At 63.1% G+C, this 21,633-nt stretch carries 17 protein-coding genes; 9 read left to right on the forward strand and 8 right to left on the reverse strand.

Annotated elements, in window-relative coordinates:
* The first annotated feature begins 25 nt into the window (after positions 1-25).
* The 6 genes from lepA (at position 26) to pdxJ (ending at position 6,174) form a co-directional block, all read left to right on the forward strand.
* Positions 26-1,825 (forward strand): translation elongation factor 4, encoded by a 1,800-nt coding sequence (gene lepA, locus ACMGF8_RS10345; protein ID WP_102861276.1) that lies wholly within the window; start codon positions 26-28, stop codon positions 1,823-1,825.
* Positions 1,826-1,830: 5 nt separating this feature from the next.
* Complete coding sequence (gene lepB, locus ACMGF8_RS10350) at positions 1,831-2,685, forward strand: signal peptidase I (protein WP_102861277.1); 855 nt, start codon at positions 1,831-1,833, stop codon at positions 2,683-2,685.
* A gap of 216 nt (positions 2,686-2,901) precedes the next feature.
* A complete protein-coding gene (gene rnc, locus ACMGF8_RS10355; protein WP_102861278.1) occupies positions 2,902-3,591 on the forward strand; it encodes a ribonuclease III in 690 nt (229 codons plus the stop codon).
* Positions 3,584-4,486, forward strand: coding sequence for a GTPase Era (gene era, locus ACMGF8_RS10360; protein ID WP_019094760.1), 903 nt, complete (start codon positions 3,584-3,586; stop codon positions 4,484-4,486). Before rnc ends, era begins: the two co-directional genes overlap by 8 nt.
* Positions 4,487-4,604: 118 nt before the next feature.
* Positions 4,605-5,294 (forward strand): DNA repair protein RecO, encoded by a 690-nt coding sequence (gene recO / locus ACMGF8_RS10365; RefSeq protein ID WP_102861279.1) that lies wholly within the window; start codon positions 4,605-4,607, stop codon positions 5,292-5,294.
* A gap of 133 nt (positions 5,295-5,427) precedes the next feature.
* Positions 5,428-6,174, forward strand: a complete 747-nt coding sequence (gene pdxJ / locus ACMGF8_RS10370) for a pyridoxine 5'-phosphate synthase (protein ID WP_416759498.1) — start codon at positions 5,428-5,430, stop codon at positions 6,172-6,174.
* 64 nt (positions 6,175-6,238) lie between these two features.
* Here the strand turns inward: pdxJ and mltF are convergent, their stop codons facing one another.
* Positions 6,239-7,699, reverse strand: a complete 1,461-nt coding sequence (mltF, locus tag ACMGF8_RS10375) for a membrane-bound lytic murein transglycosylase MltF (RefSeq protein WP_207167107.1) — start codon at positions 7,697-7,699, stop codon at positions 6,239-6,241.
* Positions 7,700-7,985: 286 nt separating this feature from the next.
* On the opposite strand from mltF, the gene purL reads away from it, so the two are divergent.
* Together purL and ACMGF8_RS10385 are read left to right on the forward strand one after the other, a co-directional pair.
* Positions 7,986-11,882 (forward strand): phosphoribosylformylglycinamidine synthase, encoded by a 3,897-nt coding sequence (gene purL / locus ACMGF8_RS10380; RefSeq protein ID WP_416759500.1) that lies wholly within the window; start codon positions 7,986-7,988, stop codon positions 11,880-11,882.
* Positions 11,883-11,887: 5 nt separating this feature from the next.
* Positions 11,888-12,199 (forward strand): YqfO family protein, encoded by a 312-nt coding sequence (locus ACMGF8_RS10385; protein WP_102861282.1) that lies wholly within the window; start codon positions 11,888-11,890, stop codon positions 12,197-12,199.
* A gap of 123 nt (positions 12,200-12,322) precedes the next feature.
* On the opposite strand, the gene nagE is transcribed toward ACMGF8_RS10385, so the two are convergent.
* The 7 genes from nagE to ACMGF8_RS10420 all read right to left on the reverse strand — a co-directional run bounded on the left by nagE (position 12,323) and on the right by ACMGF8_RS10420 (position 20,851).
* On the reverse strand, positions 12,323-14,029 hold the full coding sequence (nagE, locus tag ACMGF8_RS10390) for an N-acetylglucosamine-specific PTS transporter subunit IIBC (RefSeq protein ID WP_207167108.1): 1,707 nt from the start codon (positions 14,027-14,029) through the stop codon (positions 12,323-12,325).
* Between the two features lie 22 nt (positions 14,030-14,051).
* Complete coding sequence (ptsP, locus tag ACMGF8_RS10395) at positions 14,052-16,574, reverse strand: phosphoenolpyruvate--protein phosphotransferase (RefSeq protein ID WP_416759503.1); 2,523 nt, start codon at positions 16,572-16,574, stop codon at positions 14,052-14,054.
* A gap of 27 nt (positions 16,575-16,601) precedes the next feature.
* Positions 16,602-17,624: an SIS domain-containing protein gene (locus tag ACMGF8_RS10400; protein ID WP_102861285.1), complete on the reverse strand. Its 1,023-nt coding sequence runs from the start codon at positions 17,622-17,624 to the stop codon at positions 16,602-16,604.
* On the reverse strand, positions 17,605-18,711 hold the full coding sequence (gene nagA, locus ACMGF8_RS10405; RefSeq protein WP_102861286.1) for an N-acetylglucosamine-6-phosphate deacetylase: 1,107 nt from the start codon (positions 18,709-18,711) through the stop codon (positions 17,605-17,607). The genes ACMGF8_RS10400 and nagA overlap by 20 nt, the downstream gene beginning before the upstream one ends.
* A gap of 29 nt (positions 18,712-18,740) precedes the next feature.
* Positions 18,741-19,472 (reverse strand): GntR family transcriptional regulator, encoded by a 732-nt coding sequence (locus ACMGF8_RS10410; RefSeq protein WP_102861287.1) that lies wholly within the window; start codon positions 19,470-19,472, stop codon positions 18,741-18,743.
* A gap of 274 nt (positions 19,473-19,746) precedes the next feature.
* Complete coding sequence (locus tag ACMGF8_RS10415; protein ID WP_305948917.1) at positions 19,747-20,250, reverse strand: L,D-transpeptidase family protein; 504 nt, start codon at positions 20,248-20,250, stop codon at positions 19,747-19,749.
* A 49-nt stretch (positions 20,251-20,299) separates the two neighbouring features.
* Positions 20,300-20,851: an NUDIX hydrolase gene (locus ACMGF8_RS10420; RefSeq protein ID WP_102861289.1), complete on the reverse strand. Its 552-nt coding sequence runs from the start codon at positions 20,849-20,851 to the stop codon at positions 20,300-20,302.
* A 146-nt stretch (positions 20,852-20,997) separates the two neighbouring features.
* Between ACMGF8_RS10420 and ACMGF8_RS10425 the strand changes: the two genes are divergently transcribed.
* Entirely contained in the window at positions 20,998-21,597 is a 600-nt protein-coding gene (locus tag ACMGF8_RS10425; protein WP_102861290.1) for a CoA pyrophosphatase, read from the forward strand.
* Positions 21,598-21,633 lie beyond the last annotated feature (36 nt).

The raw sequence follows: 21,633 nt of genomic DNA on the forward strand, positions 1-21,633 counted from the left end.
CTGCAGCCTTTTTGAGTGTTCATCCGTGAGTGATTTGAGTCATATCCGCAATTTCTCCATCATCGCCCACATTGACCATGGCAAGTCGACTCTGGCCGATCGTTTTATCCAGATGTGCGGCGGCCTGGCCGATCGCGAAATGGAAGCCCAGGTTCTGGACTCCATGGACCTTGAACGTGAGCGCGGGATCACCATCAAGGCCCACAGCGTCACCCTCTATTACAAAGCCAAAGATGGCATCACCTACCAGCTGAACTTCATCGATACCCCGGGCCACGTGGACTTCACTTATGAAGTCAGTCGCTCCCTGGCGGCCTGTGAAGGTGCTCTGCTGGTGGTGGACGCCGGTCAGGGTGTTGAGGCCCAGTCGGTAGCCAACTGCTACACCGCCATTGAGCAAGGCCTGGAAGTCATGCCGGTGCTGAACAAGATCGACCTGCCACAGGCCGATCCGGAGCGGGTCAAGGAAGAGATCGAGAAGATCATCGGTATCGATGCCACCGATGCCGTGACTTGCAGCGCCAAGACCGGCCTGGGCGTGGACGAGGTGCTTGAGCGCCTGGTCGCCACTATCCCGGCTCCTACCGGCAATATCGAAGACCCACTGCAAGCACTGATCATTGACTCCTGGTTCGACAACTACCTGGGCGTTGTGTCCCTGGTGCGTGTGCGTCACGGCCGGGTGAAGAAGGGCGACAAGATCCTGGTGAAATCCACCGGCAAGATCCACCTGGTGGACAGCGTCGGCGTCTTCAACCCGAAACACACCGCCACCACTGACCTCAAGGCCGGTGAAGTGGGCTTCATCATCGCCGGCATCAAGGACATTCACGGGGCACCGGTGGGTGACACCCTGACCTTGAGTTCGACCCCGGACGTGGAAGTACTGCCAGGCTTCAAGCGCATTCAGCCGCAGGTCTATGCCGGCCTGTTCCCGGTCAGCTCCGACGACTTCGAGGATTTCCGCGAAGCCTTGCAGAAACTCACCCTCAACGACTCGTCGCTGCAGTACACCCCGGAAAGCTCCGACGCCCTGGGCTTCGGCTTCCGTTGCGGGTTCCTCGGCATGCTGCACATGGAGATCATCCAGGAGCGCCTGGAGCGCGAATACGACCTGGACCTGATCACCACGGCGCCGACGGTGATCTTCGAGCTGCAGTTGAAGAACGGTGAAACGATCTATGTCGACAACCCGTCCAAACTTCCGGATCTGTCGGCGATTGAAGACATGCGCGAGCCGATCGTGCGGGCCAATATTCTTGTGCCGCAAGAGCACCTGGGCAACGTCATAACCCTGTGCATCGAGAAGCGTGGCGTGCAGCACGACATGCTGTTCCTTGGTAGCCAGGTCCAGGTGACCTACGATCTGCCGATGAACGAAGTGGTACTGGACTTCTTTGACCGCCTGAAATCCACCAGCCGCGGCTATGCTTCGCTGGATTACCATTTCGATCGCTACCAGTCGGCTAATCTGGTCAAGCTGGATGTATTGATCAACGGTGAGAAAGTCGACGCCCTGGCGTTGATCGTCCACCGTGACAACGCCCACTACAAAGGGCGTGCGTTGACCGAGAAGATGAAGGAACTGATTCCTCGGCAGATGTTTGACGTGGCAATCCAGGCCGCCATTGGCGGGCAGATTGTGGCGCGGACAACCGTCAAGGCGCTCAGAAAGAACGTACTGGCCAAATGCTACGGTGGCGACGTCAGCCGTAAGCGCAAGCTGTTGGAAAAGCAGAAGGCCGGTAAGAAACGCATGAAGCAAGTGGGCAACGTGGAAATTCCACAAGAAGCCTTCCTTGCCGTGCTCAGGTTGGATAGTTAGGTCCTATGTCACTAAATTTCCCGCTGTTGCTGGTCATCGCTGTCTTTGTCTGCGGTCTCTTGGCGTTGCTCGACCTGGTGTTTCTGGCACCGCGTCGGCGCTCGGCCATCGCCAACTATCAGGGCAGCGTCAGCCAGCCGGATGGGCTGGTGGTCGAAAAGCTGAGCAAGGAACCGCTGCTGGTTGAGTACGGCAAGTCGTTCTTTCCGGTGCTGTTCATCGTCCTGGTGCTGCGTTCGTTCCTGGTGGAACCGTTCCAGATTCCCTCGGGCTCGATGAAGCCGACCCTGGATGTGGGCGACTTCATCCTGGTGAACAAGTTTTCTTACGGGATTCGCTTGCCGGTGATCGACAAGAAAGTCATCGAAGTCGGTGATCCGCAGCGCGGCGATGTGATGGTGTTCCGCTACCCAAGCGACCCGAACGTCAACTACATCAAGCGTGTGGTCGGCCTGCCGGGCGATGAAGTGCGCTACACCAGCGACAAACGCTTGTTCGTCAATGGTCAGCCGGTGGCGGAGCAGTTGGTCGGGGCTGAACCCGGCACCCTGGGCAGCGCTGAGCTGTACAAGGAAAAACTCGGTGCCGCCGAGCACTTGATCCGCAAGGAAATGAGTCGCTATCGGCCCGCTCCGGACGGGCGCTGGGTGGTTCCCGCCGGGCACTACTTCATGATGGGCGACAACCGCGACAACTCCAACGACAGTCGCTACTGGGACGATCCAAGTATTCCCAAGGATCTGCTGGGCATGGTTCCCGACAAGAATATCGTCGGCAAGGCCTTCGCAGTCTGGATGAGCTGGCCCGAACCGAAACTCAGCCACCTGCCGAACTTCTCGCGGGTTGGCCTGATCAAGTAATCACACACGGCGCTGTTGAACACAGCGCCGAATGCTTTTCTGGCTCTTGTATAAAACGCCCTTGCCCTCGGGCATCGCGTAACAGCTTTGTGACCAGAAGCATGCAGTCAACGATATTCAGGATGTGGATTTGAACACAGCGTTAATTGCCACCCGCACCTCGTGCGCGGCCCCTAGGATGGTGAGTTTCGGCAACGAAATCAGCGTGGGTAAACCGTGAGCGTTTCTTTGAGCCGTCTCGAGCGTCAGCTCGGTTATACCTTCAAGGACCAGGAACTGATGCTTCTGGCCCTCACCCATCGCAGCTTTGCCGGGCGCAACAATGAACGCCTGGAATTCCTCGGTGATGCCATCCTCAACTTCGTGGCCGGCGAGGCGTTGTTCGAACGCTTCCCCCAGGCCCGCGAAGGCCAGCTGTCGCGTTTGCGCGCACGCTTGGTGAAAGGTGAAACACTGGCAGTACTGGCCCGTGGTTTCGACCTGGGCGAATACCTGCGCCTGGGCTCCGGCGAATTGAAGAGCGGCGGTTTCCGTCGTGAGTCGATCCTGGCCGATGCCCTGGAAGCCCTGATTGGTGCGATCTACCTGGACGCCGGCATGGAAACCGCCCGTGACCGCGTGTTGTCCTGGCTGGCCTCGGAGTTCGAGAGCCTGACCCTGGTGGACACCAACAAGGACCCCAAGACCCGGCTGCAGGAGTTCCTCCAGTCTCGCGCCTGTGAACTGCCACGCTACGAAGTGGTGGATATCCAGGGCGAACCGCACTGCCGGACATTCTTCGTTGAATGTGAAGTCACCTTATTGAATGAAAAAAGCCGAGGTCAGGGTGTGAGCCGTCGTATTGCCGAACAGGTAGCGGCCGCCGCAGCACTGATTGCCCTGGGCGTGGAGAATGGCCATGACTGATTCAACCGCAACACGCTGTGGCTATGTCGCCATCGTCGGCCGCCCCAATGTGGGCAAGTCGACGCTGCTCAACCACATCCTCGGCCAGAAGCTGGCGATCACCTCGCGCAAGCCCCAGACCACTCGTCACAACATGCTCGGCATCAAGACCGAAGGCGCCATCCAGGCGATCTACGTCGACACCCCCGGCATGCACAAGAGCAACGAGAAGGCGCTGAACCGCTACATGAACAAGACCGCTTCGGCGGCCTTGAAAGACGTGGACGTGGTGATCTTCGTAGTCGACCGCACCAAGTGGACCGACGAGGACCAATTGGTCCTTGAGCGCGTGCAGTACGTGCAGGGGCCGGTGATCCTGGCGATCAACAAGACCGACCGCATCGAGGACAAGGCCGAGCTGATGCCGCACCTGACCTGGCTGCAGGAGCAACTGCCGAACGCCGAGATCGTGCCGGTTTCCGCGCAGCAGGGGCATAACCTCGAAGCCCTGGAAGGCCTGATTGCCAAGCATCTGCCGGAGAACGACCACTTCTTCCCGGAAGACCAGATCACCGACCGCAGTTCCCGCTTCCTGGCGGCCGAGCTGGTGCGCGAGAAGATCATGCGCCAGCTGGGTGCCGAGCTGCCGTACCAGATCACCGTGGAAATCGAAGAGTTCAAGCAGCAGGGCAAGACCCTGCATATTCATGCCTTGATTCTCGTCGAGCGCGACGGACAGAAGAAAATCATCATTGGCGACAAGGGTGAGCGGATCAAACGCATCGGCATGGAAGCGCGCAAGGACATGGAGCTGCTGTTCGACTCCAAGGTCATGCTCAACCTCTGGGTCAAGGTCAAGGGCGGCTGGTCCGACGACGAGCGCGCCTTGCGCTCCCTGGGCTACGGCGACCTCTGACGCCCTTCGCCGGCCAGCCGGCTCCTGCAGCGCCCTGTAGGAGCCGGCTGGCCGGCGAACAGTTCCAACACTTCTTTCGGACCCGGTTCCCTCTCTGCCCCTGAGATCCCTCGCAACCATGTCCAGCACCGCTCCAGTCGGCCAACTTGCCTACGTCCTGCACAGCCGCGCCTACCGCGAAAGCAGTGCATTGGTGGATTTCCTTACCCCCCAAGGTCGCCTGCGTGCTGTCCTGCGCAACGCACGGGGCAAGGCCGGTACCCTGGCGCGACCCTTCGTTCCTCTGGAAGTCGAGTTTCGCGGCCGCGGCGAGCTGAAGAACGTCGGGCGCATGGAAAGTGCCGGCATCGCATCCTGGCTCAATGGCGAAGCGCTGTTCAGTGGTCTGTATCTGAATGAACTGCTGATCCGCCTGCTACCGGCGGAAGATCCCCATCCGGCGGTATTCGACCACTACGCCGCCACCTTGCTGGCCCTGGCCGAAGGCCGGCCCCTGGAGCCCCTGCTGCGGGCCTTTGAGTGGCGCCTGCTGGACGATCTGGGCTACGGCTTCGCCCTGGACAGCGACATCCACGGCGCGCCCATCGCTGCCGATGGCCTGTATCGCCTGCAGGTGGATGCCGGACTGGAGCAGGTGTTCCTGCTGCAACCGGGCCTGTTCAATGGCACCGAGCTGCTGGCCATGGCCGAGGCCGACTGGAGCGCTCCTGGCGCGTTGTCGGCAGCCAAGCGCCTGATGCGCCAGGCTCTGGCAGTTCATCTGGGCGGGCGTCCTCTGGTCAGTCGCGAGCTGTTTCGCAAGCCCTAGGCGTGGCTGCCGTTTTGGCCGCTCGCCGCGATAGCCCAGCTGGCGCCGTCATTCTGCGTTCGAGCAAATGGCAACAGACCCTGTTCTCCCCGTATGCTGTGCGCCGAATCTTCATTTACTCAGGAGCGCTTTCGTGACCACCAGCAATCGCATTCTTCTCGGCGTGAACATCGATCACGTTGCCACCCTGCGTCAGGCCCGCGGCACTCGTTACCCGGACCCGGTCAAGGCCGCGCTGGACGCTGAAGAAGCGGGCGCCGACGGCATCACCGTGCACCTGCGCGAAGACCGTCGGCATATCCAGGAGCGCGATGTGCTGCTGCTCAAGGACGTACTGCAGACCCGCATGAATTTCGAGATGGGCGTCACCGAGGAAATGATGGCTTTTGCCGAGCGCATCCGCCCGGCGCATATCTGCCTGGTGCCGGAAACCCGCCAGGAGCTGACCACTGAAGGAGGACTTGACGTGGCCGGGCAGGAAGCGCGGATCAAGGCGGCGGTGGAACGCTTGTCGAAAATCGGTGCCGAAGTGTCCCTGTTTATCGACGCTGACGAGCGTCAGATCGAGGCCTCCAAGCGCGTTGGCGCACCGGCCATCGAGTTGCACACGGGTCGCTATGCCGATGCCCAGACGCCGAGTGAAGTGGCCGATGAGCTGCAGCGTATCGTCGACGGGGTTGCCTTGGGCTTGGCCCAGGGGCTGATCGTCAATGCTGGCCATGGCCTGCATTACCACAACGTTGAAGCGGTGGCGGCGATCAAGGGCATCAATGAGTTGAACATCGGCCATGCCCTGGTGGCTCATGCCCTGTTCGTCGGTTTCAAGGGAGCGGTAGCCGAGATGAAAGCGCTGATCCTGGCGGCTGCAGCCAAGGCCTGATTGCTCTTCGCCGGCAAGCTGATTCCTGCAACCTCTGTAGGAGCCGGCTTGCCAGCGAAGGTTTTCAGAGCGGCGGATTGTCTTCCGTCGGCTTGGTCTTGTTGACCCCGGGGACGTGCAGGTTGCCCTCGGCGACCTGATCGCCTTCCAACTGCGGCTGGGTCACCCAGGTCAGGATGTCGTAGTAGCGCCGGATGTTGGCCACAAAATGCACCGGCTCGCCGCCTCGGGCATAGCCGTAGCGGGTCTTACTATACCACTGCTTCTGCGACAGCCGCGGCAGCATCTTCTTCACATCCAGCCACTTGTTCGGGTTCAGGCCTTCCCGTTCTGCCAGCTTGCGGGCGTCGTCCAGGTGGCCGGTGCCGACGTTGTAGGCGGCGAGAGCGAACCAGGTACGGTCCGGCTCCTCGATCTTGTCGTCCAGTTGTTCCTTGATGTAGGCCAGGTACTTGGCGCCGCCGCTGATGCTCTGCTTGGGGTCCAGGCGGTTGGACACGCCCATGGCCTGGGCCGTGTTCTGGGTCAGCATCATCAGTCCGCGCACGCCAGTCTTGGAGGTGACCTCGGCCTGCCACATGGATTCCTGGTAACCCACGGCCGCCAGGAGTCGCCAGTCCACCTTTTCCTGTTTGGCCGAGGCCTTGAAGTGCTTCTCGTACTTGGGCAGGCGCTGCTGCAGGTGCTGGGCGAAGGTGTAGGCGCCGACATAACCGAGCACGTCCACGTGACCGTAATAGCGGTCCTTGAGGCGTTGCAGGGTGCCGTTCTTCTCGACCTTGTCGAGGAAGCTGTTGATTTCGTTGAGCAGGCTATTGTCGTCACCGGCGGCCACGGCCCAGCTCTGGCTGCGGGCGTCCCCGAGGTCGAAGGCCACCCGCACCTTGGGGAAGTACACCTGGTTCATCGCCAGTTCGTTGGAGTCCACCAGGGTCAGGTCGATCTGTCCCTCGTCCACCATGCGCAGCAGGTCCACGACTTCCACGGCGTCGGACTCTTCGTATTCGATCCCGGGGTACTTGAGCTTGAGCTCCGCCAGTTGCTCTGCGTGACTGCTGCCCTTGAGCACCATGATGCGCTTGCCCACCAGGTTCTGTGCGCTGGTGGGCCGGGACTGGCCATTGCGATAGATGACTTGCGGGGTGACTTCCAGATACGGATGGGAAAACCGGACTTGCTGCTTGCGCTTTTCGCTGCCGACCAGGCCGGCGGCGGCCAGCACCGGGCCCTTGGGTTGAGCCAACTGGTTGAACAGATCGTCGAGGTTGTCGGCGGTCTCGATCTTCAACTCCACCCCCAGATCATCGGCGAAGCGCTTCACCAGCTCGTACTCGAAGCCGGTTTCGCCGTTGCGGTCCTGAAAGTAGGTGGCGGGGCTGTTACGGGTGATCACCCGCAGCACGCCATCCTCCTTTACGCGCTCAAGGGTGCTGGGTTTCTCAACACAGGCGCCGAGCATCAGGAAGAGTCCGGTTACGATGAGCCACTTGGCGCAGCGCGGACGTAAAGCCATAGGGGAAAACATTGGCGCAGTATACGCAAAGGATAACGGCCGCCATATCTCGACAGCGAAGGGCTTGTCTGCTAGCGCCGGGTGGCCTGGGCTGGAGGCCTCAAGAATGGGGCTTCGGCCGTCTATGTGACGATTAAAATAACCTACGGCAATGACCTTGATGAGCCTTTGTTATAGGCCGTCGGGTCTGGGCCGACGTCCGGGGGCACCCCGGTTTGCGTTTCGAGTGCCGATGCCAACGGTTTACGTTAGAATGCACGGCCTCAAAGCACACCCCCTTCCCGAGGCTGTCCCGAAGATGTTGATCCTGCGCGGCGCTCCTGCCCTTTCTGCCTTTCGCCACAGCAAACTCCTTGAGCAACTGAGCCAGAAGGTTCCGGCTGTCAGTGGCTTGTATGCTGAATTCGCTCACTTCGCCGAAGTCACCGGCGTCCTGACCGGCGACGAACAGCAGGTGCTTGCGCGCCTTCTGAAGTACGGCCCAAGTGTTCCGGTACAAGAGCCGACCGGCCGTCTGTTCCTGGTCTTGCCGCGTTTCGGCACCATCTCGCCCTGGTCGAGCAAGGCCAGCGACATCGCCCGTAACTGTGGCCTGGCGAAGATCCAGCGCCTGGAGCGTGGTATCGCTTTCTACGTCGCCGGAGAGTTCAGCGACGCTGACGCGCAGTTGATCGCCGAAGCGCTGCACGATCGCATGACTCAGATCGTCGTGGGTAACCTGGAGCAGGCTGCCGGCTTGTTCAGCCACGCGGAACCCAAGCCGCTGACGGCCATCGACATTCTCGGCGGTGGTCGCGCCGCGTTGGAAAAAGCCAACAGCGAACTGGGCCTGGCCCTGGCCGAAGACGAAATCGATTACCTGATGAGCGCCTTCCAGGGCCTCAAGCGTAATCCCCACGACATCGAACTGATGATGTTCGCCCAGGCCAACTCCGAGCACTGTCGCCACAAGATTTTCAACGCCAGTTGGGACATCGACGGCCAGAGCCAGGAAAAAAGCCTGTTCGGCATGATCAAGAACACCTACCAGATGCACAGCGAAGGTGTGCTTTCTGCTTATAAGGACAACGCGGCGGTCATCGTCGGTTCCGTTGCCGGGCGTTTCTACCCGAACCCTGATACCCGCCAATACGGTGCGGTGCAGGAGCCGGTGCACATCCTGATGAAGGTCGAGACCCACAACCACCCGACTGCCATTGCTCCATTCCCTGGCGCCTCCACCGGTTCCGGCGGCGAAATCCGTGACGAAGGCGCTACCGGTCGCGGCGCCAAGCCGAAAGCCGGCCTCACCGGTTTTACCGTGTCCAACCTGCAGATCCCGGGCTTCGAGCAGCCGTGGGAAGTGCCGTATGGCAAGCCAGAGCGCATCGTCACCGCCCTCGACATCATGATCGAAGGCCCGCTGGGCGGCGCTGCGTTCAACAACGAATTCGGCCGTCCGGCCCTGACCGGTTATTTCCGTACCTTCGAGCAATCCATTACCACGCCTCGTGGCGATGAAGTTCGTGGTTACCACAAGCCGATCATGCTGGCAGGCGGCATGGGCAATATCCGTGACGAACACGTGCAGAAAGGCGAGATCACCGTCGGCTCCAAGCTGATCGTCCTCGGCGGCCCGGCCATGCTCATCGGTCTGGGCGGCGGCGCAGCATCCTCCATGGCCACCGGCACCAGCTCGGCGGACCTGGATTTTGCTTCGGTACAACGTGAAAACCCGGAAATGGAACGCCGTTGCCAGGAAGTCATCGACCGTTGCTGGCAACTGGGGGACAACAACCCCATCAGCTTCATCCACGACGTGGGTGCCGGCGGCCTGTCCAACGCCTTCCCGGAACTGGTCAACGACGGCGGCCGTGGCGGTCGCTTCGAACTGCGCAACATCCCTAACGACGAGCCGGGCATGGCCCCGCACGAAATCTGGTCCAACGAATCCCAGGAGCGTTATGTCCTGGCGGTGGGCGCAGCAGACTTCGAGCGCTTCAAGGCCATCTGCGAGCGCGAGCGTTGCCCATTCGCGGTGGTCGGCGAAGCCACTGCCGAGCCACAGCTGACCGTGACCGACAGCCACTTCGGCAACAGCCCGGTGGACATGCCGCTGGAAGTGCTGCTGGGCAAGGCCCCGCGCATGCACCGTTCGGCGGTTCGGGAAACCGAGTTGGGTGATGATTTCGATCCAAGCAGCCTGGATATCGCCGAGAGCATCGAGCGCGTTCTGCACCACCCGGCCGTGGCCAGCAAGAGCTTCCTGATCACCATCGGCGACCGCACCATCACCGGCCTCGTGGCCCGTGACCAGATGGTCGGCCCATGGCAGGTGCCGGTGGCCGACGTGGCCGTGACCGCCACCAGCTTCGACGTCTACACCGGTGAAGCCATGGCCATGGGCGAGCGCACGCCGCTGGCCCTGCTGGATGCCCCAGCGTCCGGCCGCATGGCCATCGGCGAAACCCTGACCAACATCGCCGCCTCGCGGATCAACAAGATCAGCGACATCAAGCTCTCCGCCAACTGGATGTCGGCTGCCGGCCACCCGGGCGAAGACGCGCGTCTGTACGACACCGTCAAGGCCGTGGGCATGGAGCTGTGCCCAGAGCTGGGCATCACCATCCCGGTGGGCAAGGACTCGATGTCCATGGCCACCCGCTGGAACGAAGAAGGCGTGGACAAGAGCGTCACCTCGCCGCTGTCGCTGATCGTGACCGGCTTCGCGCCTGTGGCGGACATTCGTCAGACCCTGACCCCGCAACTGCGCATGGACAAGGGCACCACCGACCTGATCCTGATCGACCTCGGTCGCGGTCAGAACCGCATGGGCGCCTCGATCCTGGCCCAGACCCACGGCAAGCTCGGCAAGCAAGCGCCGGACGTCGATGACGCCGAAGACCTGAAAGCCTTCTTTGCGGTGATCCAGGGCCTCAACGCCGACGGTCACCTGCTGGCCTACCACGACCGTTCCGATGGCGGTCTGCTGGTCACTGCCGTGGAAATGGCCTTCGCCGGTCACTGCGGCCTGAACCTGAGCCTCGACGCTGTCGCGGAAAACGCTGCGGAAATCGCCGCCATCCTGTTCAACGAAGAGCTGGGTGCGGTGATCCAGGTGCGTCAGGACGCCACTCCTGACGTGCTGGCCCAGTTCAGCGCCGCCGGCCTGGGCGACTGCGTGGCCGTGATCGGCCAGCCGATCAACAACGGTGAAGTGAGCATCTCCTACAACGGCGAAAGCGTATTCACCGGCCAGCGTCGTCTGCTGCAGCGTCAGTGGGCAGAAACCAGCTACCAGATCCAGCGCCTGCGGGACAACGCCGAGTGCGCCGAGCAGGAATTCGATGTCCTGCTGGAAGAAGACAACCCGGGCCTGAGTGTCAAGCTGGGCTTCGACGTCAACCAGGACATCGCCGCGCCGTACATCAAGAAAGGCGTGCGTCCCCAGGTGGCGGTGCTGCGTGAGCAGGGCGTCAACGGCCAGGTGGAAATGGCTGCGGCTTTCGACCGCGCCGGCTTCAATGCCATCGACGTGCACATGAGCGACATCCTCGCCGGTCGTGTCGACCTCAACGACTTCAAGGGCATGGTTGCCTGCGGCGGCTTCTCCTACGGCGACGTACTGGGTGCCGGTGAAGGCTGGGCCAAGTCGGCGCTGTTCAACAGCCGCGCGCGGGATGCCTTCCAGGGCTTCTTCGAACGTACCGACAGCTTCACCCTGGGTGTGTGCAACGGTTGCCAGATGATGTCCAACCTGCACGAGCTGATCCCGGGCAGCGAGTTCTGGCCGCACTTCGTGCGCAACCGCTCCGAGCAGTTCGAAGCCCGGGTGGCCATGGTCCAGGTCCAGGAGTCGAACTCGATCTTCCTGCAGGGCATGGCCGGTTCGCGGATGCCGATTGCCATCGCCCACGGTGAAGGTCATGCGGAGTTCGAAAGCGAAGAGGCGCTGCTGGAAGCCGATCTGTCCGGTTGCGTGGCCCTGCGCTTTGTCGACAACCATGGCAAGGTCACCGAGCGTTACCCGGCCAACCCGAACGGCTCGCCGCGCGGGATCACCGGCCTCACCAGCCGCGACGGTCGCGTCACCATCATGATGCCGCACCCTGAGCGGGTGTTCCGTGCCGTGCAGAACTCCTGGCGTCCGGATGACTGGAACGAAGACGCGGCGTGGATGCGCATGTTCCGCAACGCTCGCGCCTGGGTGAACTGAGACTGATGTACAAGCTCAGCTTCTTCGTGCCTCCCAGCCATGTGGAGCAGGTCAAGAGCGCCGTTTTTGCCGCCGGTGGCGGACGTATCGGCGCCTATGACCAGTGCGCCTGGCAGGTGCTCGGCCAGGGCCAGTTTCGCCCGCTGGACGGCAGCCAGCCGTTTCTCGGGCAGACCGGTCAGGTGGAGCGAGTGGAGGAATGGAAAGTCGAGCTGGTGGTGGCCGATGAACTGATTGCTGATGCAGTGGCGGCCCTCAAGCAGAGCCATCCCTACGAGACGCCGGCCTATGAAGTCTGGCGTCTGGAAGCGTTCTGAGGTTATCCACCGATAAAAAGCCCGCTGCACCGGAGACGGTCAGCGGGCTTTTTTGTGGGCCTTTTCAGGCAAGCCGGCACCTATAGGAACGGTGTAGGTGCCGGCTTGCCGGCGAAGGCGGCTTCAGACGCTCGCCTCCACCTTCTTGTGTAGCAGCGTTTGCAGAGCGGCCTGCAATCCCCCAGCCTTCTCGCCAATCAGCACGTGCCAGACATCCCCCTCCAGGCGCCGCGTACCCTGGCAGCCCAGGGCATTGAGCGCCGACTCCGACAGACTGCGGCTGTCACTGAGTTGCACCCGCAAACGGGTCAGGGCCACGCAATCCATCTGCAACAGATTTTCCCGACCACCCAAGGCGTTGAGCCACTGCTGGGCTTCCTGGTTGGAGACTTCGATCGGTTGGGACGCCTCGACTGGTGCCGCTGGCGCCGCGACCGGGGTTGCCACCGGCAGCGCTAGACGAATCTGGTCGGCGATACTGTCGGCCATCGGTCCCACCACCACCTGCAAGCTGCCGCCCTTGCCGGGGCGTACCACAGCCATGGCGCCCAAGGTTTTCAGTTCGGCGTCCACAGCCAGGCTGCGATCCGCCAGTTCCAGGCGCAGGCGCGTGGTGCAAGCGCCGACAGTGATCAGGTTGCTCGCGCCGCCCAGGGCCTTGATGTAGGCCGCGGCACGCTGATCGGCGTTGAGTTCGGATTTCTCGCCGGATGGGCTGTCTTCGCGTCCCGGTGTCTTCAGGTTGAAGCGGCGGATGCAGAAGTCGAACACCAGGTAGTACACCACCGCATACAGCAGCCCCACCGGAAACACCTTCCAGCCATTGGTGGAGCGGCCCCAGCCCAGGGCCATGTCGATGGCGCCACCGGAGAAGGTGAAGCCCAGGTGGATGTTCAGCAGATTGGTCAGGGCCATGGCCAGGCCTGTCAGCAGTGCATGCACCAGGTACAACAGGGGCGCGAGGAACATGAAGGCGAATTCGATGGGCTCGGTGACCCCGGTCAGAAAGGAGGTCAGGGCCATGGACAGGAAGATCCCGCCCATCACCTTGCGCCGCTCCGGCCGGGTGTTGCGGTACATCGCCAGGCAGGCGGCGGGCAGGCCGAACAGCATCACCGGGAACATCCCGGTCATGAACTGGCCGCCTTTGGGGTCGCCGGCGAAATAGCGGGTCAGGTCGCCAGTGACCACCGCGCCGGTGCTCGGGTCGGTGAAACTGCCAAAGATGAACCAGGCCATGTTGTTGAGGATGTGGTGCAGGCCGGTGATGATCAGCAGGCGATTGAACACACCGAAGACGAAGGCGCCGAAGCTGCCGCTTTCCAGCAGCAACTGGCCAAAGCTGTTGATGCCGTGCTGGATTGGCGGCCAGATCAGACCGAACGCCACCCCCAGGCCCACGGCGGTAAAGCCGGTGGCGATGGGCACGAAGCGCCGACCGCCGAAGAACGCCAGGTACTCCGGCAGTTTGATGTCCTTGAAGCGGTTGTACAGCGCGCCGGCCATCAGCCCGCTGATGATCCCGGCGAGCATGCCCATGTTGATGCTGGCGTCCAGCACCTTGAGGGTCGAGATCATCACCAGGTAGCCAATGGCCCCGGCGAGTCCGGCGGTGCCGTTGTTGTCCTTGGCAAAGCCCACGGCGATGCCGATGGCGAAGATCAGCGCCAGGTTGCCGAAGATCGACTGTCCGGCATCGTGGATGATGGGAATGTTCAGCAGATCGGTGTCACCCAGGCGCAGCAGCAGGCCGGCAATCGGCAGGATGGCAATGGGTAGCATCAGCGCCCGGCCGAGGCGTTGCAGGCCCTCGATGAAATACTGGTACATGGCGTCTCTCCTGGAATTCTTGTTATGAGTGCAGAGGCCAAAGCCGTTCGCAGGCCTGACGGACTGCGGTGGCGCCGGGCAGGTTGAGCAGCGGTTGGCTGAGGTGGCGGCATTGGCCGGCGTCCAGTTGGCGAACCCGGTCCTTGATCTCGCCGATCTGAGGCGGGCTGACCGACAGCTCGCTGACCCCCAGGCCAATCAGGACGGGGGTGGCCAGCGGATCGGAAGCCAGTGCACCGCAAACCCCGACCCAGCGTCCGTGGCGCTCGGCGCCGGCACAGGTCTGAGCGATCAGCCGCAGCAGGGCGGGGTGCAGGGCATCGACCCGGGCTGCCAGGCCAGCGTGGTCGCGGTCCATGGCCAGGGTGTACTGGGACAGGTCGTTGGTGCCGATGGACAGGAAGTCGGCGTGTTCCGCCAGTTGCTCGGCCATCAGCGCGGCAGCCGGTACTTCGATCATCACCCCCAGCTCCGGGCGCTGGCTCAGTCCCAGTTCCACCGCGAGCCGATCCAGGCGCTGACGGATATGCAGCAGTTCGGCCACTTCGGTGACCATGGGCAGCATGATCCGGCAGCGCTGCACCGGGCTGACCTGGAGCAGCGCCCGCAGTTGCTGGTCCAGCAGTTCCGGGCGGGCCTGGGCCAGGCGGATGCCCCGCAGGCCCAGCACCGGGTTGGCTTCCACTGGCAGAGGCAGGTAGTCCAGTTGCTTGTCGCCGCCGACATCGATGGTGCGGATGATCACCGGCTTGTCGCCCATGGCATCCAGCACCGCTTGATAGGCCTGTAGCTGCTCGGCTTCATCCGGAGCGGTCAGGCGATCGACGAACAGGAACTCGGTGCGCAGCAGGCCGACGCCATCAGCGCCACCCTGGTGGGCGTCCCGGGCTTCATTGCTGGAAGCCACGTTGGCTGCCACCTCGATCTGCTGGCCGTCCTGGGTCAGGGCGGACTCATGGGCTTTTTGCTGTTGCAGTGCACGGCGCTGGCGTAGGGTTTCACCAGCCTGTTGCACCTGTGCGATGCGCTGCGGGTCGGGTGCCAGTTCCAGGCGCCCGCCGTCGGCATCCAGCACCACCTGGCGGTCGCCGTCCAGGCCCAGCACTTCCGGACCCATGGCCACCAGACAGGGCAGGCCTTTGCCGCGGGCGAGGATCGCCACATGGGAGGTGGCGCCACCGGCGGCCATGCACAGCCCGGCCACGCCCTGGGCGCTGAGTTGCAGCAGGTCGGAAGGGGTCAACTCCTCGGCGGCGACGATCGCTCCGGGTGGCAGGTCGTAGTGCCATGCTTCGCCCAGCAAGGCCCGCAGAACGCGTTGCTGCAGGTCTCGCAGGTCGTTGGCGCGTTCGGCCAGCAGCGGATTGTCCAGTTGTTGCAGGACCTGGCACTGCTCGGCAATCGCTGCGCTCCAGGCGTGGGTGGCGGCGCGTCCCTGGGCGATGGCCGCGTCGGCCGCGTCCAGCAGGGTCGGGTCTTCGAGCAGGGCCAGGTGGGCGCTGAAAATGTCCTGTTCCTGCTGGTCGCGGCGTTGCCGGGCCTGCTCCAGGGTGTGGCGGATTTCTCCGCGCACCTGCTCCAGGGCAGCACTCAATGCCTGTCGTTGGGGCTCGGGCGGATGCTGGCCATGATCCTCTGCCAGGACCATGGCGTTGAGCCGCACCAATGGCCCGGACACCAGGCCCGGTGCGGCGCAGACGCCCGGCAGCACGCCATCTTCCACGGGGCGTTGGGCGACCGGTGCCGGTGCCGGGGTTTCGCCATGGGCATCTGCGGCCATGGCGGTACCGAGGGTCAGCAGCATCGCCTGCAAGGCGTCCTGGCAATCGGCGCCCTGGCAATTGACCAGCACTTCATCCTGTTCACCGATACCCAGGCTCATCAGGGCGATCAGGCTGGTGCAGGGGGCGCTCTTGTCCTTGAAGGTCAGTTGCGAATGGCTGTTGAAACCCAGGGCGGTCTGGCGCACCAGGGCGGCTGGGCGGGCATGCAGTCCGCCGCGATGGGCCACCTTGATCCGGGCGCTGGCCTGCTGCTCGGATGGCTCTTGCGCCAGCGGTTGCGGGTCAGCGTTGGCACGGCGGCTGATGTGCAGCAACGGCTCGCCCACCTTGACCGCGGACAGGGGCAGGGGGCGCAGGTCGAAGCTCTCGCCGTTGGTCAGGATCAACAGGCTGATCAGGCTTCGGCAATGCTGCGCCACATGGTCCAGGTCAACCCGCAGCAGGGGCTGGCCGGCGCTGACCTGCTGGCCTTGCTCCACCAGCAGGGCAAACCCTTCACCTTGCAGTTCGACGGTGTCCAGCCCCAGGTGCAACAGCAGTTCGGCGCCGTTGGCCGCCCGCAGGGTCACGGCGTGCCCGGTGCGAGCCACTTGGATCACTTCACCGGCGCAAGGGGCGTGCAGGGTGTCGTTGAGCGGGTCGATGGCAATCCCGTCACCCATGGCGCCACTGGCGAATACCGGGTCGGGGACGCTGTGTAGCGGCAGGACAGGCCCGCTGAGGGGGGCACTGAGCGTCAGGTCGTTATTGTTGTTGTGCATGGCGCAGTACTCATCGATCAAAAGGGCTTAGTGCGTGCGGGTCACTTTGCTCAGGTGACGCGGCTGGTCGGGGTCCATGCTGCGGGCTTCGGCCAGGCCGGCGGCCATCACATAGAAACTCTGGATCGCCAGGATCGGGTCCAGTGCCGGGTGTTCCGCGCGGCTCAGGGTCAGGTCCCGTTCGCCGATGTCATCCGGTGCCGCCAGCAGCACCTTGGCGCCGCGCTGGCGCATGTCGGCGGCCAGGCTCAGCAGGCCGCCCTGTTCGGCGCCCCGGGGGGCGAACACCAGCAACGGGTAGTCGTGGTCGATCAGGGCCATCGGGCCGTGGCGCACTTCGGCGCTGCTGAAGGCTTCGGCCTGGATCGCCGAGGTCTCCTTGAGCTTGAGCGCGGCTTCCTGGGCGATGGCAAAGCCGGCACCGCGGCCGATGACCATCAGCCGCTGGCAATCGCGCAGGGCGTTGACCGCCAGGTCCCAGTCCTGGGTCGCGGCCTGTTGCAGGCCTTCGGGCAGGGCCAGGCCGGCTTCCAGCAGGTGGCTGTCCTCGTTCCAGTGACCGATCAGCCGGGCGCTGGCGCTGAGGGTGGCGATAAAGCTCTTGGTCGCGGCCACGCTCTGCTCGGTGCCGGCGTACAGCGGCAGGGAGAATTCGCTGGCGGCTTCCAGCGGGCTGTTTTGTGCGTTGACCATGGCCACGCTCAGGGCACCGCGCTTGCGCAGCAGGCGCACGCTGTTCACCAGGTCCGGGCTCTGGCCCGATTGCGAGAAGGCGAACACCGCCTGGCCGCTGACCCGCAGGGGGGCCTGTTGCATGGTCACCACCGACATCGGCAGTGAGGCCACCGGGATGCCCACCTGTTGCATGGTCAGGTAGGCGAAGTAGCTGGCGGCATGGTCGGAACTGCCCCGGGCCACAGTCATGGCCACTTGTGGCGGCTGGCGACGCAGGCGGCCGGCGACTTCGAGCAGCGACGCATCCAAGTGCTGCAGTTGACTACTTACGGCAGCGTGCGAGGACAGGGCCTCTTCAAGCATTTTTGAAGTCAATGTCTTCTCCTTCGACCATGACGGCGGTCAGTGTGAGTGCGCGGTCCAGGCGCACGCTGTCGGCCCAGCTGCCAGGTTGCAGACGGCCGCGTTCAGGGATGCCGAGGTAGTCGGCGGGAAATTGCGACAGGCGTTGGGAAGCGTCCGCCAGGGGCAGGCCGATCTTCACCAGATTGCGCAGGGCCTGGTCCATGGTCAGGGTGCTGCCGGCCAGGGTGCCGTCCGGCAGGCGCACGCCGCCCAGGCACTTGGTCACGGTGTGGCTGCCCAGTTGGTACTCGCCGTCGGGCATGCCGGCGGCCGCGGTGGAGTCGGTGACGCAATACAGGCAGGGGATCGAGCGCAGGGCCACGCGCATGGCGCCGGGGTGCACGTGCAGCAGGTCTGGGATCAGTTCGGCGTACTGGGCATGAGCCAGGGCCGCACCGACGATGCCCGGCTCGCGGTGATGCAGCGGGCTCATGGCGTTGTACAGGTGAGTGAAACTGGTGGCGCCGGCGGCGAGGGCGGCCACGCCTTCTTCGTAGCTGCCCAGGGTGTGGCCGATCTGCATGCGCACGCCACGGGCGCTGAGAGCACGGATCAGGGCGTCGTGGCCGGCGATTTCCGGGGCGATGGTGATCACCCGGATGGGCGCCAATTGCAGGTACTTCTCCACTTCCGCCATGAGCGCGGTGTGGGCGAAGTTGGGTTGCGCACCGAGCTTGCCGGGATTGATGTACGGGCCTTCCAGGTGCACGCCGAGGACCCTGGCGCAGCCCTGGGGACGCTGTTCGGCGTAGGTTCCAAGCTCAGCCAGAACCTGGCTGATTTCCGCGCTGGGTGCGGTCATGGTGGTGGCCAGCAGCGAGGTGGTGCCGAAACGCACATGGGTACGGGTGATGGTCTCGAAGGCTGTGCGGCCTTGCATGACGTCCTTGCCGCCACCGCCGTGGACGTGCAGGTCGATGAAGCCCGGCAGCAGGTAGGGCAGGTCGTTGTCCGCCGGGTCGCAGGGGCTGCCTTCGATGGCGACGACCTTGCCGTCCTGGTGGATCAGGCGGCCGCGGACCCAGCCTTGGGGCGTGAGGATATTGTCTTCGGACATGGGCGTTTCTCTGGCTCCAGGGGGCGGATTCAGCGTCGCAGTTCAGCGACGAAGTCGTAGTAGTCGTTGCGGCAATAGGTGTCGGTGACTTCGATCGGTGTGTTGTCTTCCAGGTAGCCAACCCGGGTCATCAGCAGCATGGCGGTGCCGGGGGCGATGCCCACCAGGGCGGCGAATTCGTCCGACGCGTTGATCGCCTGGATGTGCTGCAGGGCCCGGACCACGGGACGGCCGATGCTGTCGAGGTACTCGTAGAGCGAATCGCCGACGGCCTCGGGCTGGGCAATGATGCTGGCCGGCAAGGTACTCATCTCGATCGCCATGACCGCATCGTCGGCTTTGCGCAGGCGCTTGAGGCGCGCCACCTTGTCGTTGGGCGACAGCCCGAGGCGGATCAGCTCTTCGTGGGTCGGCGGGGTCAGTGTGCGTTCCAGCCATTGCGAGCCGGGGACGAAACCTTTGAGGCGCAGCATTTCGCTGAAGCCGGAAAGGCGCGACAGCGGTTGCTCAAGGCGCGGGGTAATGAAAGTGCCCGAGCCCTGGCTGCGCCGGATCAGGCCCCGTTCGAAGAGGACTTCCAGGGCCTTGCGCGCAGTCACCCGGGAGATGCCCAGCAGTTCGCTGAGGTTGCGTTCCGAAGGCAGCGCCTGCTCGGCTTTCCATTGGCCGGAGTGAATCGCCGCTTCCAGGTTGCGAGCCAGTTGCAGGTACAGCGGGGTCGGCTGAGTGTCGTCGGGACGCAGGGTCAGGAGGTGATTCATCTGTAGGTTTTCCGATGCGGTTATGAGGTTGTTGTCGCCCGGTAATGCCGAAAAACTAATACCACTTAAATACCATGTCAACGCCACCTATCAGGTGGAGGTGCAGTAAATCCGGCGCTTTCGGGGTGCTTAGGAGGATAAAGGATTGAAGTGGTATTAGGCAGGTCTGGCCGCGAAGGCTATAGCTCGAGGTGGCGACCCGCGGTGGGTCGCCAAGTGGTATGCGCGCCGGGGGAGGGCGGCGGGGAGGAAAATATTTTTTGTGCTGGGGGGATTAAGGGCGAATTTCGATCAGGGTGCCGTCTTTGACCAGGCTCCAGACTTCGCGCATGTCGACATTGCGCATGGCGATGCAGCCGTCGGTCCAGTCCAGGGTGTGGAAGTACTGCTCGGGAAACTCTTCGGTGTCTGGAGTGCCATGGATCATGATCATGCCGCCGGGATCGACCCCTTCGCGACGCGAACGGGCGGCATCGGTGATGTTCGGGTAGGAGATGTGCATGGCCAGGTTGTAGCGGTCGCTGGTCTTGCGCCAGTCGAGCCAGTAGAGGCCTTCGGGGGTGCGTTTATCGCCTTCCATGAGCTTGGGCCCCTTGGGCTTCTTGCCCAGGGAGATCCGATAGGTTTTCAGGGGCTTGCCGCCATTGATCAACTGCAGTTGATGGGCGGACTTGAGCACCAGGACCTTTTCGATGACCTTGCCGTCCAGGGTTTCCACCGTGGAGGCCTGAGACAGAGTGACGACGGAACAGCACAGCAGGGCAAGCAACCAGCGCATTGACACGATATCCCCAGGCGCGCACAGAGTCCGTGCACGTTTTTATTGTTTAACTGATGGCAGGCTGAGAGAGCGGCGGAATGGATTCGGAGCGTACGGCATAAGCCTGTGCCCGCCGGTCAGCGAAGAAGCATTCTAAGGTACGACCGACGGTGCGGAAAGCCAGCTCGGACCAAGGGATATCGGCTTCATCGAACAGCTGCACTTCCAGGCTCTCGGGACCGGCGGCAAAGTCCAGGTCCGCCAGCTCGGCGCGAAAGAATACATGCACCTGGCTGATGTGCGGCACGTCGATCAGGGTGTAGATATTCAGGTTGCGCACCCGGGCGCAGGCTTCCTCGAAGGTTTCGCGGATGGCCGCCTGTTCCACCGTTTCGCCGTTTTCCATGAAACCCGCCGGCAGGGTCCAGTAGCCCAGGCGCGGTTCGATGGCGCGACGGCAGAGCAATACCTTGCCCTCCCAGGTGGCCAGGCAGCCGGCAACGATGTTGGGGTTCTGGTAATGGATGGTCTGGCAGTGATCGCAGACAAAGCGCAGGCGCGAATCGCCTTCGGGAATGCGCTGGGTCACCGGGTTGCCGCACTGGCTGCAAAATTTCATGAGGGGTATCCGAAAAGGCTGGGGCTATCTTGGCGCGCCGCCCGATTGTCGGCAAGTTGTCGTTAAGCGACATGCCCGAGAGCAGGGGTTGGGCCACCGATTGGATTGGTGCATGATGCACGGTAGCCAACAGATCGAGATGCCTCATGCTGGACGAGCTACTTCATCGGGTAAGCCATTACACGCCAAGAACGCTGGAGACCGACCGACGTTTTCCCGAGGCTGCGGTGCTGGTGCCCATCACCCGCAGCGATGAACCGGAGCTGGTGCTGACCCTGCGCGCCAGCGGGCTTTCGACCCATGGTGGTGAAGTGGCCTTCCCCGGTGGTCGGCGCGATCCGGAAGACCCGGATCTGATCTTCACCGCGCTACGGGAGGCCGAAGAAGAAATCGGCCTGCCGCCGGGACTGGTGGAAGTCATCGGCCCCTTGAGCCCACTGATTTCCCTGCACGGGATCAAGGTCACACCCTACGTCGGGGTGATTCCCGACTATGTCGAATACCAGGCCAATGATGCCGAGATCGCTGCCGTTTTCAGCGTCCCTCTGGAGTTCTTTCGCCAGGACCCCCGTGAACACACCCACCGCATCGACTATCAGGGCCGCAGTTGGTACGTCCCCAGCTACCGCTTCGGCGAGTACAAGATCTGGGGTCTGACCGCGATCATGGTGGTCGAACTGGTCAACCTGCTGTACGACGCCGATATCAGCCTGCATCACCCGCCGAAATCCTTTATCGACACCTGAAGCCATGGCTTGGCATGGCATAAACCGCGGCTGCCT

The sequence above is a fragment of the Pseudomonas sp. BNK-7 genome (assembly GCF_048072025.1).
GTDB lineage: Bacteria > Pseudomonadota > Gammaproteobacteria > Pseudomonadales > Pseudomonadaceae > Aquipseudomonas > Aquipseudomonas danubii.

What these genes read in the sequence shown, in the direction of transcription:
- ACMGF8_RS10425 (WP_102861290.1), top strand. Translation starts at nt 20,998, where the DNA reads ATGCTGGACGAGCTACTTCATCGGGTAAGCCATTACACGCCAAGAACG.
- ptsP (WP_416759503.1), bottom strand. Translation starts at nt 16,574, where the DNA reads ATGCACAACAACAATAACGACCTGACGCTCAGTGCCCCCCTCAGCGGG.
- ACMGF8_RS10385 (WP_102861282.1), top strand. Translation starts at nt 11,888, where the DNA reads ATGTACAAGCTCAGCTTCTTCGTGCCTCCCAGCCATGTGGAGCAGGTC.
- mltF (WP_207167107.1), bottom strand. Translation starts at nt 7,699, where the DNA reads ATGTTTTCCCCTATGGCTTTACGTCCGCGCTGCGCCAAGTGGCTCATC.
- recO (WP_102861279.1), top strand. Translation starts at nt 4,605, where the DNA reads ATGTCCAGCACCGCTCCAGTCGGCCAACTTGCCTACGTCCTGCACAGC.
- nagA (WP_102861286.1), bottom strand. Translation starts at nt 18,711, where the DNA reads ATGTCCGAAGACAATATCCTCACGCCCCAAGGCTGGGTCCGCGGCCGC.
- ACMGF8_RS10410 (WP_102861287.1), bottom strand. Translation starts at nt 19,472, where the DNA reads ATGAATCACCTCCTGACCCTGCGTCCCGACGACACTCAGCCGACCCCG.
- purL (WP_416759500.1), top strand. Translation starts at nt 7,986, where the DNA reads ATGTTGATCCTGCGCGGCGCTCCTGCCCTTTCTGCCTTTCGCCACAGC.
- era (WP_019094760.1), top strand. Translation starts at nt 3,584, where the DNA reads ATGACTGATTCAACCGCAACACGCTGTGGCTATGTCGCCATCGTCGGC.
- ACMGF8_RS10420 (WP_102861289.1), bottom strand. Translation starts at nt 20,851, where the DNA reads ATGAAATTTTGCAGCCAGTGCGGCAACCCGGTGACCCAGCGCATTCCC.
- lepB (WP_102861277.1), top strand. Translation starts at nt 1,831, where the DNA reads ATGTCACTAAATTTCCCGCTGTTGCTGGTCATCGCTGTCTTTGTCTGC.
- nagE (WP_207167108.1), bottom strand. Translation starts at nt 14,029, where the DNA reads ATGTACCAGTATTTCATCGAGGGCCTGCAACGCCTCGGCCGGGCGCTG.
- ACMGF8_RS10415 (WP_305948917.1), bottom strand. Translation starts at nt 20,250, where the DNA reads ATGCGCTGGTTGCTTGCCCTGCTGTGCTGTTCCGTCGTCACTCTGTCT.